This window comes from Vibrio sp. J1-1 (genome assembly GCF_021728395.1).
Lineage (GTDB): Bacteria > Pseudomonadota > Gammaproteobacteria > Enterobacterales > Vibrionaceae > Vibrio.
This window is the reverse complement of the sequence record NZ_JAKKCM010000009.1, coordinates 139410-158964: the sequence shown is the minus strand read 5'-3', so window position 1 is coordinate 158964 and position 19555 is coordinate 139410. Positions and strand designations below refer to the sequence as shown.

Annotated in this window: 11 protein-coding genes and 1 pseudogene; 6 read left to right on the top strand and 6 right to left on the bottom strand. The window is 43.9% G+C overall.

The window, feature by feature from the left end; translation table 11 throughout:
• The first annotated feature begins 48 nt into the window (after positions 1-48).
• Positions 49-2844 (top strand): M16 family metallopeptidase, encoded by a 2796-nt coding sequence (locus tag L3V31_RS15750; protein WP_237317248.1) that lies wholly within the window; start codon positions 49-51, stop codon positions 2842-2844.
• 78 nt (positions 2845-2922) lie between these two features.
• The gene (locus tag L3V31_RS15745; protein WP_346014857.1) at positions 2923-4668 is read left to right on the top strand and encodes an ABC transporter ATP-binding protein/permease; all 1746 of its coding nucleotides are present in this window, start codon (positions 2923-2925) and stop codon (positions 4666-4668) included.
• A gap of 100 nt (positions 4669-4768) precedes the next feature.
• Here the strand turns inward: L3V31_RS15745 and L3V31_RS15740 are convergent, their stop codons facing one another.
• Positions 4769-5098: a hypothetical protein gene (locus L3V31_RS15740; RefSeq protein WP_237317245.1), complete on the bottom strand. Its 330-nt coding sequence runs from the start codon at positions 5096-5098 to the stop codon at positions 4769-4771.
• 75 nt (positions 5099-5173) lie between these two features.
• Between L3V31_RS15740 and L3V31_RS15735 the strand changes: the two are divergent.
• The 3 genes and pseudogenes from L3V31_RS15735 to L3V31_RS15725 all read left to right on the top strand — a co-directional run.
• A pseudogene (locus L3V31_RS15735) lies at positions 5174-5887 on the top strand (IS3 family transposase); the annotation flags it as partial.
• Positions 5888-6074: 187 nt separating this feature from the next.
• The gene (locus L3V31_RS15730; RefSeq protein ID WP_237317243.1) at positions 6075-7457 is read left to right on the top strand and encodes an ATP-binding protein; all 1383 of its coding nucleotides are present in this window, start codon (positions 6075-6077) and stop codon (positions 7455-7457) included.
• An 82-nt stretch (positions 7458-7539) separates the two neighbouring features.
• Positions 7540-7977: a DUF4157 domain-containing protein gene (locus tag L3V31_RS15725; RefSeq protein ID WP_237317241.1), complete on the top strand. Its 438-nt coding sequence runs from the start codon at positions 7540-7542 to the stop codon at positions 7975-7977.
• A 113-nt stretch (positions 7978-8090) separates the two neighbouring features.
• Here L3V31_RS15725 and L3V31_RS15720 read toward each other — a convergent pair whose 3' ends face one another.
• Positions 8091-8912 carry a hypothetical protein gene (locus tag L3V31_RS15720; protein WP_237317239.1) on the bottom strand — a complete coding sequence of 274 codons (822 nt, stop codon included), beginning with the start codon at positions 8910-8912 and terminating at the stop codon, positions 8091-8093.
• 378 nt (positions 8913-9290) lie between these two features.
• Between L3V31_RS15720 and L3V31_RS15715 the strand changes: the two genes are divergently transcribed.
• Positions 9291-9716, top strand: a complete 426-nt coding sequence (locus L3V31_RS15715) for a hypothetical protein (RefSeq protein WP_237317237.1) — start codon at positions 9291-9293, stop codon at positions 9714-9716.
• A 101-nt stretch (positions 9717-9817) separates the two neighbouring features.
• Here the strand turns inward: L3V31_RS15715 and L3V31_RS15710 are convergent, their stop codons facing one another.
• From L3V31_RS15710 to L3V31_RS15695, 4 genes are read right to left on the bottom strand one after another with little or no spacing between them, the layout of a single operon-like run.
• Complete coding sequence (locus tag L3V31_RS15710; protein WP_237317236.1) at positions 9818-12553, bottom strand: hypothetical protein; 2736 nt, start codon at positions 12551-12553, stop codon at positions 9818-9820.
• A 12-nt stretch (positions 12554-12565) separates the two neighbouring features.
• The gene (locus L3V31_RS15705) at positions 12566-16357 is read right to left on the bottom strand and encodes a contractile injection system tape measure protein (protein WP_237317234.1); all 3792 of its coding nucleotides are present in this window, start codon (positions 16355-16357) and stop codon (positions 12566-12568) included.
• Entirely contained in the window at positions 16354-18723 is a 2370-nt protein-coding gene (locus L3V31_RS15700) for a hypothetical protein (protein WP_237317232.1), read from the bottom strand. Before L3V31_RS15700 ends, L3V31_RS15705 begins: the two co-directional genes overlap by 4 nt.
• Before the next feature lie 2 nt (positions 18724-18725).
• Positions 18726-19553 carry a hypothetical protein gene (locus L3V31_RS15695; protein ID WP_237317230.1) on the bottom strand — a complete coding sequence of 276 codons (828 nt, stop codon included), beginning with the start codon at positions 19551-19553 and terminating at the stop codon, positions 18726-18728.
• Between the last annotated feature and the right edge of the window lie 2 nt (positions 19554-19555).

Here is a 19555-nt window from a genome sequence, read left to right as displayed (position 1 = left end):
ATTAATATTACATAAGGGAGTGGTAGGTTTTCCTGCCACTCAATTTCAATGAAAAAATATCTATCCATTATTTTCTTTATTTGCATACTCTCTGGTTGCCAACAGTTCACCTCTAACTCGGCTGATAAAAAATTAGCACTGCGCCAAGACTTGATTCAGGGGCAACTTGATAACGGTATGAACTATATCTTGGTCAAAAATAATCGCCCAAATAATAGAGTTTCATTGCAGCTTGTAGTTCACGCTGGTTCTTTGGTTGAAGAAGACGATCAAAAAGGCATTGCTCATTTAGTAGAGCATATGGCGTTTAATGGGACCACACAATTTCCATCGAATTCAATTATTGAACACCAAGAATCATTGGGTATGGTGTTTGGTCGTGATGTGAACGCGATGACCGAATACTACACCACATCCTATTTTTTGCACCTGCCAAATAACTCAGAGCAGATGATGTCTGAAGGGTTTAATATGCTAGCTCAGCAAGCAAGTGCACTTGTTTTTAAACAAGATGAGTTGGAAAAAGAGCGTCCGGTAGTAGAGGAGGAATGGCGCAGAAGTCGTAATATGAAATCTCGCTTAGGCGCAGCAACCCGTGAAATTGTGCTAAGTGGTAGCAGATTTGGTGAACGTGAACCGATTGGCGATATGGATTTGGTACGTAATATCGGAGCTGATCGTATTGAAGCGTTTTGGCAGGATTGGTACCACCCAAATAATATGACTTTGATAGTCGTCGGTGCGACAGATAAAGCGGCAGTAGAAAACATGTTGGCTAAGTATTTCGCTTCAATGCCAGCGAAAGAGTTACCTAGCCGTCCAGATTATACGGTTCCGCTAGATAATCAATTAAGGGTTGAAGTGATTAAAGACAGTGAGATCACGACTGAAGCACTCTCTCTTAACTTCCGTGAAGAAGAAAAAGTTCCACATACAGAATCAGAGCTATACACCAAGCTGCTTAATGAGATAACTGTTCAAGTTATGAATAAGCGACTTCGTGAACTGTATAAAGTAGAAAGCGATAATGTAAGTAAAATGATTATGATCTCTCGCCCTATGGGAAGTGGATACCGTAATTATCGCTTAATGGCTCTTTTGACGACTGACAATTATTCAGCAGCTGCCGATGAAGCATTTTCTCAACTGAGTCGATTTGCTGAACATGGTTTTTCTGCAGAGGATCTAGCTACGATTCGCAGTAGTGTCGTCAATACGTACTCAAAAGCTGCAGATGCGCTTCGTGATACGACTAACCGCCGTACTATGATGTCGATCTTTAACCGTATGCGCATGCAAACACCTTATGTGGATGCTGACGAAGAGCTGAAAGCGGTTATCAAACTGACGGATGCGATGACGGTTACTGACGTGAATGTCAATATAAAGCGCATTGTGTCGACATTAAACCCAATCGTCATTGCTCAGATCACGCCTGAAAATCAGGTTAAGCTGCCAAATGATGAACAGCTGTCGGTCGCTTGGGAAAAAGCAAAGTTAACATCTCAACAAGCTATCGCTGGGGTTACCGTAACTAAGCCTTTGATGGAGAATATCCCACAAGCAGCTAAAGTCACTTTTCATATCGAAAAAGATGGCGTTCAAATCTGGACGTTGGAAAATGGCGTCACAGTACGCTTTGAATACAGTGACGATACTCCGAATCAACTGTTGTTAGATTATCGAGGTTGGGGTGGCACTCAAGTACTACCTATAGAGCTACGTCGTGCAGGTTTACAGCTACGTCAAATGAAGAGCTTTGGCTATGGTGGATTTAGCAGTGATCAGTTGACGATTCTAAATGCTGAATACCCTAACCGTATTATGGCTTTTGTTGATCAGAACCGTCATGGGTTTAATGGTGTTTCTGATGTGCGTTCTCTTGAAAACTGGTTACAGAACTTGCACCTGCAAATTACACAGCCACAAGTCGATGCTGAGATCTGGCATGCGACCACTCAATTACTAGAGCGTGGCATTGAAAATCGTCAAAAGAGCTCAAATGGTCAATTTAACTCAGCTATCGATGCGGTACGTTACGTTAATAACCCAGAAAAATTGAGCTTAACCAAAGAAGAGTTGAATGTTATTGGCACAGATGATTTATTAAAAACCTGGAAGCTGCTGTTCTCTAATGCGAACGGACATCAGTTAAATATTGTCGGCAACGCAAAAGCGGAAGACGTTATTCGCTTAGCTCAGATCTATGTCGGAACGCTGCCAGCCTCTTCAGAGGGAGCATTTTCTCAAAATGAGCTTCCTAAGTTAGGTAGCGGTAAACACCAAATCCATATTGCATCAGGTGAGGAGCCGATCGCGGTTACAACCTTAATCTTTAATCAAGAATTGCCTTTTGATAAAGATGTAGAGAACGAAGCGTACTTACTAAGCAGCATCATATCTAATCGTCTACGTGTTTCACTACGTGAAACGGCTGGTGGTGTTTACTCTGTAAGATTTGGTGTTCGTCTGGATCGTTCGCGCGACCAAGCTCATGGCTTAATCAGCTATAGCCATGATCCAGAGCGTGGTGAAGAGTTAAAATCTCTAGTAATGGCAGAGCTAGATAGACTTCTTACTGATGGTATCAATGCAACCGAGTTAGAAGAAGTCGTTGTACAAACTAAGCACGCACTTCAACCAGATAATATTACCGATCGTCAACGCATGAAGTACTTAGTTTCTGCTTCTGAGTATGGCGATAGCTTAACGGCAATTTCCGATTATCTTGCTTGGGTTGATAGTGTAAAACCTGAAAGCTTAAATAAGTTGGCTCAAACTGTCATTAAAACGAATAACTGGATTGACGCGACGCTAGTTCCTGCGAATTTTACTGTGCAATAAAACCCTACGCTCCAGTTGCCTCACTTTGAGGTAACTGGGTGAAAGTCATAAACGAGTAAAGCACATGCATTAATTTCAATGCATGTGCTTATTTATGTATTAAAGAATATGTCGATACTAAAACAGTTTTTTTCTATAGCTAAACCTTATTGGTTAAGTAGAGCAAGTCTGCTTACTTGGGGTATTTTTATTACCACTGTGACTGTTTCACTCTTATTGGTACAGGTAACAGTAAAGCTCAATGCTTGGAATAAAGCATTTTTTGATGCGCTGGCTGCTTTAGATGGACCCCTGATTTATGACTTGCTAATACAATTTATTGGCTTTGTTGCAGTTATCGTTGTAATGAAAGTCTATGCCAAATGGTTACAGCAATGGGCTGAAATACGTTGGCGTACTTGGCTGACTGAGCGTCTTGTTGGTCGTTGGCTCAGTAATCAAAATTTTTATCATTTAACTATTATTGATGAACCTGATAACCCTGATCAGCGTATCGCCGAAGATATAAAAATTTTAACCACAGAAACGCTTAATTTAATTCTTGAGCTAATAAAAAGTGCGGCGACCTTAATTGCATTTAGTGTGATCCTTTGGAACCTTTCAAGTAGTTTCTTACTTCCTTTATTTGGTGATATAAAAATTTCGGGCTACTTGCTTTGGCTAGCTGTTATTTATTCAATTATTGGCGCTGGAGTTACGCACTTTCTTGGTCGTAAATTACATAGCCTCTTTTATCAACAACAAAAGCGTGAAGCAGATTTTCGAGCTCGTTTATTAAGAAGCCGAGATAGTGCAGAACAAATTGCACTGATGAAAGGACAAAGAATAGAAAAAGAACAACTTGAATTTCAGTTTAGTGATATTTCAAGCAACTGGAAGACTTTGATGAGCCGAGAGAAGAAACTAGGCATTGTCGTTAACACGTATAAGCAGATAGCCGCCATGGTTCCGTACTTCGCTGCAATTCCAGCATTAATGGCGAAAATCATTACGGTAGGAGGTCTGTTTCAAGTAAGAATGGCTTTCATGAAAGTCTACTCTTCTCTTAGCTGGTTTATTTTCCGTTATGACGACCTTACCTATTGGAGTGCTACGGTTGTACGTTTGAGTCAGTTTATAGAAGCGATGGAGAAGTCAGAAGAGCTGTCTCGTAAAGAGCAAAAACAGTCGACAACTGACACTCATACCGCTGGCATTCAATGTGAACAGCTATCGGTATGTAAGCCAAATGGGCAAGTTTTGATTGATAACCTCAACCTAGATGTAAAATCTGGTGAGTCTATTATTATTTGGGGGGCGAGTGGTCTGGGTAAGTCAACTTTGCTGCGTACTCTATCTGGGATCTGGCCTTTCTATCAAGGGCGATATCATACAAACGATTCAAATGTACTTGTTCTGCCGCAGAAGCCTTATCTTGCTCAGCGATGCTTACGAGAGTGCCTGAGTTATCCTGAGCACCCGTCAGAACATAACGCTGCATATGAACTGGCATTAGAGCTTGTTGGCTTACAACAGCTTATACCTGAGTTAGACAATAAGATTGAATGGCAATCAAAACTATCAGGGGGCGAACAGCAGAAGTTAGCTTTGGCGCGCGCGTTAGTTCTAAAACCTAGCACTTTGGTTCTCGATGAATCGACTAGCAGCCTTGATGAATGTACTGCATATGATTTAGTTAAGTTAGTACTAGAGCAGCTGCCAGATAGCACTATTTTGATGGTTAGTCATCAAAGTCATCTTCAGCCCCTGTTCGAAAGAAGCGTAGAACTGGAAAATACCGAGCAGAAAAACGCAAAGTTAAGACTAGATGTGGTAGCTATCTAAAGGTTCAAAGCTCGCATTTGGTTAACCGTTGCAGTGTGCTCGGTAATAAAGCGCTGTCTTACCCGATGCGTAGCTTGTAAAGCAAGCTGTTCGTGCGACTTCAAAGAAACGCAACGCATAGTGCTGCGGCTACCTGCTTCCGCAATTCATTAAATTCGTTTTTGTTTGATTTAAGGTAGGGTTTAACAAACTGAGCTGGAATGATTTTTACTGAAAAACCAGCGTCATTAAACAATCGTCCCCAATATTGGGATCCTGGGCAAGCATCAACCGCGATAATCGTAGGTGGAGTATTTATCACAAACTTTTTGAGTTGTTCTCGGTTGAGCTTTCTACGCCAAAGCACGTGTCCTTGACGATCCATAGCTACAACGTGGAACCAGTTTTTACCTAAGTCAATACCATAGATATATACCTGAGAATTAGACATAGTCGCCTCCTTGTTTATACTCCTCAACTGAGTAATAAGTATAAGCTTGAGGAGGAGCAGACCATCCCATTAAGCCGCAGTTTACTTCGCAAGCCAGTCCGACTGAGGTACTTCTTTATCAAAGCCAATCAGTCTATTTGGCCTGTTCGACGGATGTGTAAAATCCTTGGGGTTCATCCCAGTGGCTATTATGCCTGGCTAAAACACCCTGACAGCAAACAAGAGAAACGGCGTAAATATCTTCTCGGACTTATCAAACAGTTTTGGTTGGAATCAGGCGGAGTTTATGGCTATCGAAAGATATACAGTGACCTACGAGATGAAGGTGAATCCTGTGGGATCAATCAAGTGTATCGCTTGATGAAGCGAGAAGGCTTACAGTCACAACGCGGGTATCGTAAACCCAGAGCTAAAGTGGGTACTGAACATGTCATTTCAGCTAACAAATTAGCCAGAGAGTTCAACCCAACGGATCCAAACCAATCGTGGGTGACCGATATTACTTATATAAAAACACATGAAGGTTGGTTGTATCTTGCCGTTGTCGTCGATCTTTTTTCTAGAAGAGTGATTGGTTGGTCGATGAAAAGTCGAATAACTAAAAAGTTGGTTTTGGACGCGCTTTTAATGGCTATATGGCGCCGTTCTCCAAGCCAAAAGGTGCTCGTACATTCAGATCAAGGCAGTCAGTATACGAGTCACGACTGGAACAAGTTCTTAAAGCAACATGGACTGGAAGCCAGTATGAGCCGTCGAGGTAATTGTCACGACAATGCTGTGGCAGAAAGCTGGTCCGATCCAGTTACACTGAACACCGAGTTTAGCCACTTGTTTTAACTCGAATTTCTCTGGACTCATTTGTTAGTAGTCGCTTTGAGGAAGAGTTGTTGTAAGTGGTCATGAATTACCAAGCTTCGCCTATACTTTTACAGACTGGTTGAATGAGCAATGAGTTGTGTATGGCGGAGATGGCCAAATGGCATTAATCGATATCGACGACTATGGTGATAACCCAAACAGTACAACGACAAATATGGTAGCGCTGTATAAGGAAGTAGATTGGCTAACGAATGTTATTAGCCAAGTCATCTGTAGCTACCTCAAGCAAGAAGGGCATGAGCAGCACTGGATTGATATCCCTCCACCAGAGACAGCACCCGGTAGCAGTTTGTATGCTGATATGGTCATCGACTGGCAATTGAATATTTTTGAACGCTTGGCATTAGCGCTAGCAATGGCCCCTTCAATACGCCCTGATGCACTGGATTTCTTTTTTGGTCTTAACGGGATGATTGATCGTCCGTTTACCGAGTTTGGCGGCGTCGCTGACCGAACATTTAGTGGCTTTGTACCGACCGGTCAAACGCTTAACTTTTTGATCAGCGCTAATAACCCTGAATGGCGTGTCCATACGATGTCGATTCTCTCATCCCAACATAAGCTGATGGCAGAACAAGTCACAGAGCTGCTTTCTGTTGATTCAGGAATCCCAAGTTTAGCGGGGGTCTACCGATTAAATGATCACTGGCTCAATTATTTCATTACGGGGGAGCAGCATAGGCCTGAGCTGAGTACGAGCTTTCCCGCGCATCCATTAGATACGCCGCTCGAATGGTCGGAATTAGTGCTGGAGCATAGTGTAATGAGCCAGATTGAGGAGATACGAGCGTGGCTTGCCCACGGTAATACTCTGATGCAAGAGTGGCAACTGGCGAAAAAGGTGAAACCCGGTTATCGGGCTGTGTTTTCAGGGCCACCGGGCACAGGTAAAACGCTAACGGCGGCCTTGCTCGGCAAGTCTACTGACAGAGACGTATATCGGGTGGATTTGTCGATGGTGGTTTCAAAGTACATAGGGGAAACAGAGAAAAATTTATCCCGTGTCTTTGATGCAGCCAGTTACAAAGAGTGGATATTGTTTTTTGATGAAGGTGATGCTCTGTTTGGCAAACGGACTGAAGCCAGTTCTTCAAATGATCGCCATGCGAACCAACTTACCGGTTATCTTTTGCAAAAGATAGAGGACTTTCCCGGAACAGTCATTGTTGCGACCAACCTGAAAAGCAATATGGACGAGGCATTCACTCGTCGATTCCAAAATATGGTGCATTTCACCATTCCTGGTCCTGAGGAACGCTTACAGCTGTGGAAAAATGCCTTCCACAATGTATGTGACCTCGCTGATGACGTCGACTTAAACAGCGTAGCCAGAGATTATCAGATGGCGGGTGGTCAAATAATTAATGTCCTGCGTCAATGCGCTCTAACGGCAATACGTCGAAACGAACGAATGGTATATCAACAAGATATCATCTCCAGCATTCGGAATGAGTTCAGGAAAGACAACAAACTGGTCTAAATTGGTGTTTGCGCTTTATTGCATAATATGTGTTCGATCCTAGACTCAATGTAAGCTAGAGCAACGTTTGAGGATAACCAAAGTGTTTTCTGAGCTTAAAAAACAATCGAGTTCCCAGCCCCAAGGTCTTGTCCAACGTAAGTCTGGTCAATCAAACGCGCAAGTGTTGGAAGATAACCGCGAGTCTAACGCTATCCAACGTAAGCCGAATCGCACAGGCCTACCGGACAACTTAAAGTCTGGTATGGAAAGCCTTAGCGGTCAGAGTCTTGACCACGTAAAAGTGCACTACAACTCTAGCAAACCGGCAGCCGTTCAGGCTCACGCGTATGCGCAGGGCAGCGATATCCACCTTGCATCCGGACAGGAAAAACACTTACCTCATGAGTTAGGGCATGTTGTCCAGCAAATGGAAGGGCGTGTCAAGCCAACAACCTCAGTAGGAGGAATGGCGGTAAACGATAACCCATCACTGGAAAATGAAGCGACAGAGATGGGGAGTAGGGCTCTTAAGTTTTGATAACTAGCCACATAAAAGTACATTAGTTTTTCTAACTGTATAACAAATGGCTTAATATTTGAGTTCTTTTTGTGTATAACGCGAAACTACTAAGTCAATACTCGAAATAAAATTTAGTTACCAAGTAATTTGTTCGCAAGTCCTGAAAGTTGTCCGTTGATATCTAAAAGTAAATTGGTCATCTCTTCATCAGAAATTTGAGTGTATCCTTGTCCTGAATTTAATGCGCTCATCACGTGCTGTAAGTTCATCCAAGAATGTTGAACTGCACCAGCAGCTGCCTCAATGGTACTATTCAAACGAGGCTCAACGGCTACCCCTCTTGCACCAGCCGCGGCATTTAGTCCCCCCATAGCCGGGACCAAGTTATAGATATCGTTGTAGTACATCTTGGCATCCCAGAAAGAATACGTCTGATTTGTGCCATCGTTGTTCTTTCTATCCATTTCTGTTGAAATTCGATCCCAGCTGATTTGATGATCTAGCTGAATTCCCTCAACATTTACTTGTTCCCCGTTTGATGCTCTGATACTAACAATTCTGTTGCCCTGCATAGTTGGATTATATCGTTCAAAAACTTCATACCTTGTATTTGTTCCAAACCCAAATCTTGCACGTGTATGAGCTGCTGAAGAGAATGTAGTGTCTTGTCCACCGCGCGCACGATATGAACCAGTATGAGCCTGAGGCTTAAATGGAGTTCCATCACCAGGGACATTTCGCTGAACGACAGAATTATTATGAATACTTCCTAGCTTAGTCTTTCTTTTGGCTTGAGAAATTCTATTTACAAGGTTTGAAAGGTTGGGGTGATCTTTAACCTCTGTACGATTATCTTCAAGTTGAAATGCTCTTTTCTCTTTATCTCGTTTTTTGAGATTACTAGGAATTGAACGGTTTTTCTGATCTTTAGTTTTTTTAGAATATGTGAACATTTACTAGCCTCTCTCTGTTAGTCATTTTGTCTAACTAAAAGGTGTCTATCAAGTCGGTGGCTATTCAAACTTTAGGAACTTAGTAAAGTATAGCTATTTGAAGCTAAGCTTGTTTGTATGCTAGACACTCTTTTCAAAATCATCTCTAAACTTATTCAAATGGTTAGTAACTCAAGTCATTATGTTTAATCAGCATATGTTGAAAGTTGTATGGGAAACGGAGCTTAATAAGGAAATATTGGTACTTTCCTAGTTGTCAGGAGCCATCGTTAAAGGTGGATAGTGCTATACTAGACGTGTTGAATATCTAATTTCGTAAAGATATCGATGTGACCTAATCAAACCAATCAAAACCAACATCAGGAAATTGGTGGGAAAATGTATACACAAATCGACAGTTCTAAAAAATGCTCTACAGTTCAACTCGCTGCTATATTGGGTCAGCGTAAGAAAAACTTGAGTCAAAGAGCGGGATTAGAAGACAATCGGCGTAAAGATACCTCTAAACAAAGATTACAAGACGGTACTCAAAGTAGACATCAACTCCAGAGATTAAAATTAGTTAGTTCCGGTGTTATACAAAGTAAGGGTATTAATTTTGATGCTGGTCAGGGGTCTTTATGGCATGTTCATAAAGACCATGTGAAATACAATGGTGATGATAGTTCTCGAGTAAATTTCACTGGACGTTCAAAAACACTTATAAAAAAGAACATGGAGATTTACCACAACACCTTGTCTCATAGCCAGAATAGGCATCACACATATTTAGAATGTAGAAAGTGGATTAACAAACATCTTTAGTTCACATTAATTACATCGCCACAGCAAAGCCCCAATTTATACACCCAAATAATCGGGGCTTATTCTAATTAGCAATTAGTTTTCAATCTGGTTCTGAAGCCCTACGGCTTATCCCCCTCCATTGTCAGCCATCTGACCACCAACAATATCCATATAATCAACGCCATAAACCCAAGCAATATCGGAACCTGATAGGCTTTAAAGTATGGGTCTGCGACAAATACCAACATCAATGCAGCCAGAGAACCGATACAGAGCAAGACGAATGGTAGTTGAACGAGGTATTTTCTGAGTTCGTAATACCAGTTACTGATGATAAGTACGGCGGCAATACCAATAAAGACAACAAACAGTATCGTACGTAGCAACCATCGGTTTGGACAGATCCAGTCCATAACAACCAAGATCTGCGCTTGTAACGCAGCGAACATTGATGGTAGCGACGAGGTTTTAGGATAAAAGGTGTCGTCCACCAATTGCTGGCTCAGGTCATTCAGTGGGACAGGTTGGTAAGCTGCTCCGATAAAGCTCCAGCTTGAAAGGCGAAGTAACTGTGTCAGCTCGATTTCTGAATTGCGATTAAACTCGGTGATGAGCATAGGGACAATCTGTTTAAACAGCTTTTCAACCGCGAGCTGATCGCTTTGGTTACTCAACCAGTGGTGAAATTCCTGTATTTGTGTTCTCTCTTGTTGTGCGATGGCGTTTTGAGACGAGCTGTTTTGACTATTTGCTCCATTAGCTTCAGTCGCATTAACCTGCGGGCGTACGATCATCAAGTTTGTTACTTGGCTCAGTGCATTTAAGTTATCAAACTGATAGAAACTGGAAGAATCTTCACTAAGAACCTGATTCGCGAGTATAACGATATTAAGAAAATAGCGATCGTGTGGTGTCGCTACCACGTCGCTACTGCTGGAAATGTTGGTTCCTTCCTGCTTAAGAAGAGCAAATTTGAGTTCGCGCACGAAGGTAATAAATAGCTGCTGGCTTTGCGACGTTTTAAGTACTGATAAGTCTATATCCAGTGTAATACCATCCCCGATACTTGGAACTGGCTCCATACCCAATGTCATAATTGGTTTCATACGGTTGATGATGGTGCTGTCGAGTGGTTGATCAACGGCGTCGACCAATTGTTCGATTAACGGCTTATCCAAAAGCTCGATTAGGGACAACATAGTTAAGTTTCTTGGTGTGGTTACAACAAGGTCGACTTCGCTGCGGTATCGATGAGCCAATCGAATAAATTGAGTATTATCTGGCTCCGGCTTCCAATTAGGTGGTAAGACTAGCAAGCTGCCACTGTTGCTGGGTTTCGCTACAGCACCCAAAAATCCGATGCGATCAAGCTGACTAAAATTGATGACTTGCTGTTCTTCGGATTGATACCAGTATGGAAAAAAGCCATAGAAAGTTGCGTCGTTAAAAATGGAGTCGCGACTGTCCTGACAACCACAACCCGGAGGTGCTTCCCAGACGATAGGTGTACTCGTATCGGGAGCAAGGCCAAGCTTATAAGCGACTTTCAGTGCTTTATTAGCATCGCTCGACGAAGTATCTATACCTTCAAGCGTCATTGCTGCTTGCATTAAATACTCGCTGGCGAAGACTTGATTAGCAATAGGTTCAAGTTGTTTTTGCAGGCTTGCGGGTATGACATAAATGTTTTGCTTTTGCAGTGCGGTTGCAAGGGCATCGCTGTTTAATTGCCAGGTTATTAAAGGGGCTGTAGTTTTCGTTGTCGCACTGGTGCTGCTTTCAGTCACACTCTTTCCATCATCAGCCGTTTGTTGGCTGGTGTCAGCGCTGTTATCACTGCTAGAGCTAGAGCTAGAGTCATTCGAGGTGCTTGCATTAGTAGTAGCGCTGCCACTTGAGTCTGAAGCAGAAGCGCTATTTGAATCAGCACTTGTACCTGAAGTTGACGAAGTATTTTGCGTTGAGCTAGAACTCGAATCAGAAGAAGTGTTATTGGTATTTGAGCTAGAATCTGAAGCGTCACTGTTCTTGCTGGTTTGGGATGTGGTGGTGCTTTCGGTTTCACTATTACTTTGTGTCGCTTGGTCAATGCTCTGAGATTGAATAAAGCTGTTGAGGTCCAGGGCGGGGTTGAAGGTGACATCAAGCTGATCAATAAGTGTCACTAACTGGTTATAAAGTTCGTTTCTCTGTGAGAACTGTTGTTTTCCTAACGCAGTGAGGGCCGCGAGTGTGGTTTGTCTGTTGAGATCATTATCTGTCAGTTGGTAGTAATAGCTTGGTATATTGGCTTGCGAGCCAGATGATGAAGAGTCTGTAGAGCCCGGGATCAGATCGGGCGCTAAGAGTTGAGCCAGTTGTGATGAACTCAAACTTAGCAATTCACCTGAGTCGACACTGTCTCTCCAGTTCGGAAATACGGCACTGATCTCTGCAGCACGAGTGAGATCTTTTAGCGTTGTATCAACGAAATCAGAGTTGCTGCCAGAGGTTTCTACCACTGTGTCTGCAACATTGAAATCATTACAAAAATTAATCAGCCACTGGCGAGTCACTGGCCCGAATATGCCATCGGTCAGCATTCTTCCATTGGATTTTAATGCCGCTTGATACGTCGCGTCAGGCTGGTAAATTACCTTCAATTGTTGCTGAATGACGCGTCCCTTATAACGGGTATCTTTGGTCGGTAATTGGCCGCTACAACTGTAGGCTGAAGTCGATGCCGATGGAGCTTGAGCCGACACCGATAAAAAGGACACCCAGATTATCGTAATCAGTAATAGCCAACGCAGCACAGTGCGAGCGTGGTTTACTAGATGATGACTATGAATCAGGTTCAGGAAGAAATCATTCATGATAAGTTATCCTCACCGCCACATGACAAACAGAGGTTTGTCCATCCATGGGAATTTGATGGTTTGGAAGCTCCAGGGAATTTGGTCTAACAGCATGTCAAACGCACCGGGGATTACGCTAAGTTGCCACTGTTTTTCTTCGTCTAATAGTTGGCCTTCACGCTGTATAAATGTTGTTCTCAAGCCTTCTATCGATGTTGAACCAAGCGCGCTCCAGTGGCTGATGATGGCATTGAGCAGACCATCGATCATAGAGACAGCCCCGTTTGGTAAATCCACTTGGCTTGGGATAGGAGTACTTATCGGTATGCCACATAAAATCTTATTCAGTGGCAGCACGTACTCAGGTGCTTTGCTTCGGCCATCAACCATATATTGCAGGCAAAACAGCGCTTGGTATTTTGCCGCCTCACTGACGAAGGCTTTGCCATCCGTGAGGTTGAGCCGTTGAAAGAGAGTCGGAATATAAGTAGAGGCGATCACTAAGCCTGCATTATTGATGCTTATCGGCTCTGATGTTTTGCTCTCTTTTTCATTTGGGTCTTTCCACAATAACGGCTTGCTTTTAATCTCTGAACGTCTTGGTTCTATTGCATTATAGAGACGTTGAACTTGCGGTTGTGAACGGTCGAGACCGGCTGGTTGATCTGGGGTTGTTAACTTTTTAGTTGAGGTGTTGCGACTTATCTCTTCTAACAGCGGAAAGAGTGTTGATTGGCGAGATAAGTTAAGTTTCTCTGCCAACTGTTTTGTTTTGTCTATTTTATCATCGACTTCGTGTTTACTCACAATCGCGGGATACGCAGTGAGGTCATCCAGCACTAAATGCAGCAATTGAGCGGTACTTCCCATGCTCCCTTGAAGCAACAAGCGGTGATAGATGACACGCCAAAATACTTGTCTCCATTTTTGTGTCTTTCCCATCAACACAGAAAGCGCCTGATATAGGCTAACCATGACAGGTACGAACTCGTTACGTTGTTGCGCGAACACTTGAAAGTGATAGTGGTCTGTCAGTCTGTCTATCCAACTCGTGAGCTTTTCTGGATTGAGTAGCTCCGCCGATAGACGCGTCCATAATGCGTGATGATGGCGACTCAGTGCCAGCTCCAATTTGGCCTCATCAAATTGACTCGATTGCAGAAAATCCCAATTGGTAATGTGGGTGATGGTTTCATCTTGTGACAAAGAGGCAGAGAGCCAAAGTTGTCGTTGAGACGATGAAAGATCGGTTCCAGACGTTCGTTCCATTAACACCTGTTCAAGCACAGCTTGAATGTTGCTGTCTATTATTCGAGTGCTATTGAGCTGCTCAGAATTGCGCTTACCTTTGCTCAGCATTGTATGAGCAAGTTGGGCGACTTCTATTTGGAAGTGATTGCTCAGTGTTCGAAGAATGGAACGCAGTGCCGTTTCTGCTGAGATTGATAGTCCAGTTTGAGTCAACGCTGCATCCCATATCCATTGCCAAATCTGTCGATCAATCGATGACCTGATGCTGGTTTTTGAATGAGGAGTTAAATCATGCATTGAATCTGTTATCCATGAGCGGATAGAAAGGACATCAAACGCAACACTTGAAAGGGCTTTATTCACCAGAGCGAGCAACTGGATGAGTGTGTGATCATCAAAGTTTTGAATCCAATGTTTTTGTATCGTGCCTGACTGGCTTAACTTAATAATCACGGCCGCAAGTGATCTAGCATCGAGAGAAGAACGCGCAGTTTTCAATAGCCGCTGCCACTGTTCGGGCTTCGCGTCTGCCAGTGCCTGAATCATCTCAACAGGAACATTTATGTGGCTCGAAATAACGGTGTTTAACCAGTGTTGCTCTGCCTGAGGAAGGGCATGTGCTTCTTGTGGAGTCTCTGCAGTCATATTGTGATTGGAACGCTTTGCTGCTGGTAAAAGAGAGCGTAACGACTGAACAAGCCGGTAGTTAGTTTGAGCATTTAATGAAGAAAGCAGCGATTGAACCAAGTCGAGATGGTGTATATTTCGGTGCGAGGCGATTTGATGCGTGAGGGACAACAAGTAACTGCGTTTATTAAACTCACTGCCACGCTCAACCAGCAAATAGCTGAGGGTAAATTGCCACAAGCTGCTGCGTAGAGCATGGTCTTCAACTGGCTTTGACTGAGTTTTAGTCACGATGGTCTTTTCTAAGTGATGACGATTGGAAATGATGTCGTGAACCACTTCGTTTGCTCGTGGTTCAATAATGTCGATGAATCGAAATAGAGTGGAGTCGGAATAGCGTTCGCTCCAATGCTGGCGTACGGCGGCGAGTTGTCCAATCCAAAGCAATAATCCTTTGATAAAGCGACGTTCGTCAGGCAATGCGCGAAGCAGGCTCTTTTCGTCTCCATGTTGGAGAATCAGTAAGAGGGCATTAAGAGAGTCTGAGTTACTTGCTTTGGTTGTAACACGCGTGTTCTCTTGATCAAGTTTATTCCACGAGATTTGGATTTCGTATGCCTCTTTATCTGTATCGCTAAGTGATGCTTTGTCTGCGTTATCACGGAAAATGTCGGGTTCTATGGCATCCAATAAGTTGATCATTTGTTGTCTGAGCCCACTTTCGATACCGGTCAACTGGAGTCTATTACGAAGATCTGAAAATAACGCCGATGCGTTGAGGTTATACATGGCGGCCATTTTTACGATCACGCTTTTCATGTATTGCTGTTTGTTGAAGCGGCTGCCACGCTCGACCAGCACGTAATGGAAAGTGAAGTGCCACAGCTGATGTGTTAGCTGTTGGCCTGATGTTACAGGGGTATCGGCCTTCGAAGTGGTTGCTGTTTCCGAAGCTATAGAAGCCAGCCATAACTGAGGACGCGATAAGAGTTGTGCCAAAAATGGATAATGCAATGGCTCTAAACGTTCTAGTAAAGAAAAACGTCTATGTTCGTCGAGTGACTGGATCAAAAGCAGGGGCAAACGTGGGTCTCTGCTGTGTTTACTCAACGCAAAAAGAATACTCGATGCGTATTGCGCCATGAGTCGATTCCAATGCGGTAGCAGCGCAGTCAAGTTACGGCTTGAAATCGCGGCATCAATATACTGGTTCCAATGATGAGAGAGCAGCGTTTTCAGACTTGTATCATGTTGAACGCCACCTGTTTCCAGTAACGCGATCATTAGCGCGAAACGATTTTTGGGGCTCAACAGTGGCAAAAGCTTCGCTAGTGAATGATCTGGAAGTTGCGTTGCCAATCTTAAACAGAGGGTTTCAGAGTTATCTGCGAACTCAAGCGCATCGTTTATGCGTTCTGGATCGTTGAGCAGAGCCTCTATTACCCCGGTTTCGGACAATCGCTGTTGATGTTTAAACGGCCACGCGAGTTGCCCGGTTTCGATAAAATGCCACGCTTTCTGCCAGCGATACTCACTGAGTTCATGTTGATTAGCGCCATTCTCGATACTTTCACTTGCTTGGTTTTTCAACATGTGAATGTTCGATTTTCGCATCTTGGTCGAAGCATCCAAGTTAGTCTGACGGTAAAGCGCTTGGTACAACTGCCTCAAGATCTGCGTTTGCAGGGCAGGGCGTAGATCTGTACTCGAAATATCGCCAGTATCGAGCTCAATTCTATCAATGCAAATAACGATATCTGGAGAGCAAATCTGGTTAAGAAGTTCATCCATAGCAGGCAGAAGATCGTTTATTAGCCATTGATACGCTTCCGCTTCAAACTGTTCAGCATCGACCGCGTTATCAAACTCGATAGCAAGCTCTACTTGTCTGATTAAGTGGGCTTGAGTTTCAGGTTTATGCGCTATTCTTTCAGCTTTGATCATAAGATTAGCGCCTCCTGCGCGGCATCTGGTTTTTGCAGGAACGTTAATAGGTCCTTCGCCATCTCGTCACATTGTTGATTCTGCTCGCTACTAGATAGCTGGATGGTTGACGCTTTTTGTTTTCTCCACGCGTGATAAAGATTTTCAAACTCACAAAAGGCATTGAAATCTAACCACATTAAGTGAACACAAAGATGAGCCGGAGTATTGGTTCTGATTAGTTGAGCCACTTGTTGCCGGAACAATGGACTGCAGTGTCGGGCGGTGAATCCCGGCATAACCACGCAGACCTGATTGGCCAGCGATTCAATATCGCTCTGTGGATGGCGGAGTGTGATTGGCTCCACCACGTGCAGTGTTTCTGACTGTTGATTGATTTCGACCAGCCAAGCTTGCAACCAATGGCAAAAACGTATCAGCTTTTGTTTGTGGTTATAGCGACCTATGTATAGCCAACGTTTGTCATCTTTTGTTGCCATATCAAAGAAGAGGCGGTAGTCACCCGTCCTTGAACGCTTGAGTATTCGGTAGCGTTGATTATCGAGGCCAAATTGCAACAGCGATTCAGGTAGCGTTTGAGCATCTAACGCGTAGACCGAAGAGCGAATTTGACGTTTTTGCTGGGTAGAAAGTGATATTTTCTCTTGGCTTTCTGGTAGCGTTTCAAGGTTGGACAGTACGGTTTCTTTGAGTTCGAAAACTGCTTTTTGTCCCATATCGCTGCTCAGATAGTCTTCGTCAGAGACGATGTTCAAAAGGTAGCGACTGATATTGAGGTTTGTCCCCTCATCTTCATTCTTCAAGGCGTTCATGCCGAGCAGAATCGATAACCTTTGTTGATATCCGCCGGTGTGACTGGGATTAAGCAAGTTATTACCTAAACCTCGCTGATTACCAATGGTTGCGATGTTGCGAATAAATCGTTGTTTGTGTTCTAGCAACAACCAATCAATATCTTGTTCTCTACAATATGGGTTAAACGCACGATGAAGCGTATCGGGGTACTGTTCGCCATAAAGTGCGATCAGGTAGTCGTAGATTCGACCTTTACGCTCCGGAAAATTATCGAACTCGGATTGCAGCGCTTGCAGTTTCGACTTGGCGTCGGCAGGGTAATGGCTGTTGATATCGTTGAATTCTTGAGGCGTCAGCGTGTGGACATGGTAGCTAGTCGGTTGATTTAATGAAGTTGAAAACAGCTCGGGCAGCTTTGTAAGATCCTCACAAAAATTGGCCATCAATTGATCAAACAGCAACAGATAACTGCGTAATTGATGGCGCTGTGCCTGAGATTTTGGATCGTTGCCAGTATTGGTTTTTGTGGCTAATTGATAGTTTCGCGGGAACAAGGTTTGGATAGAGTCGTAACCACTGAGATCGCGATGATGACCGGATGGGAGTGGCATCTCTGTTGTTAAATGGTGACGCTGTATGGTTTGCTGCTGCAATTGTTGCTCAATTTGAATGACCACATCGGCAACGTCCAGGGCAACAAGATGCTGGTTTTGTACGATACGAAGGCGAATATCTGAGTCGGCTTCTGGCATGATTAAACTGGCGTACTCAGGAATCTCTGATATTGCCACGATGGGTTCATCAGGTCGTGTTTCGGCTTCGAACCTGATACCTCTCACTTGTTGAATACTGGTACAGCTTAGAATCAGGTCTTCGAGCTCACTTAAGTCTCCGTTGGTTCTTTGTCTTAACCAATGCGCGCACTGATAATAGATGTGAGCGGCTATCTGATTAGCATCGACACCATCATTACTTATCTCGATAGTCGCTGCCAGGTGAATGCAAGTTTCTCCGATAACACTCACTTCTTCGATGTCTTCGCCTAACCCTCTTATCTGATGGTAGGTTTGAAGAATACTCTGTATCGTATGGTCGCTTTTTTCCGGATTGGACTCATCGCCCATGGTTTGTGTAGCATGTTGTTGGCGTCGATAGAAACGTTGCAGCAACCCCGAAATTTGATAAAGGCCCGAGCTTGGATATTGTTCTGAGCTTTGAAACCAAACTTGTTCCAGCTGCGGCGTGGTTCTGACAATAAAGTCTTGGTACTCGCTGGGTATTTGAGGCGGGGGAGACAAAATCTCATCGGGGCGAGCTAATCCGTAATATGGATAATCAATGCGACCGTAATCGTCCGCCAAGAGATCGCATACCGCAAAATCACTGCGATAGATAATATCGGTAAGCGCAAAACAGACCTGTTCTAGAATGGTGACGCCCGGGTCGTGGGTGTTGTAGTCTGTCCAAACTTTGCCACCTAATTGTTGGATATAGGTAATACCAAGCTGGAACAAGCGTTCAAACTTATCCGGATCATTTTGATGTTCTTGCTTCGATATGGTCACAGACATAATCAGGCCTGTTTATCCTCTTGAATAATCTCGCAATTGGTCATGTAGTCGTCATCCCATAATTTCGTGATGTGGTAGCGGATATATCGGTTGTCTCCGTAACTGGTGTTAGTTCGAATTTGTAGTCGATAAGGTCGCTTAGTGCCTTTTTCAGTTTCATGCAGCCACCTCAGTTTTAACTTGTCCGCAGGGGAGCGGAAGAACGCGTGTTGCGCCTTAATCGGATTTTTCCTGCGCCATTGCCACCACCAGTGATTCGGTGCGCAGGTATTAATGGCTATCGCGTGGAGCATCGCATAGCGGCCTGTGTGGCGGATGCCGATACCCGCTACCACTTCAAGCATTTGGCAACCCTCTAATGTTTCCGTGATGTCGTGCCATTTGCCGTCTGCAGGAATCAGAGCGTCGACCGTTACTGCACCTCTTCGACCTTGTGAGGAAACGGTGCCTTTTACATCCAGCTCATGTTCTGGTGTTTCGGTTTTTATCCCGACATTACCACTCGGGGTGAGCGTCAAATTGGTTTCGGGAGCGTCACCTTCATCTGAATCTGTGGCATTGGTGAGTGGGTTAGCCTTAAAGTGCAGATTGGTGGTCTTTGCAGCCAAACCTACGTGCCAAAGCGCGGTATTGCGATCACTTTGCTGGTAGAAACTCAGCAAGTGCTCCTGATCTAAAGCGGTCAATTGCAAACCAGTTGCAGGCGGTTTCTCAAATCCATCCTCAACCTGATTGACGCAGGAGTCGATCAAGTCAGCGAAATGCTCTGCAGAGGGCATATTGCCAGGTTGAAAAAAGTTCTTGAGTGTACTTCTATTGCGTTTTGGCATAG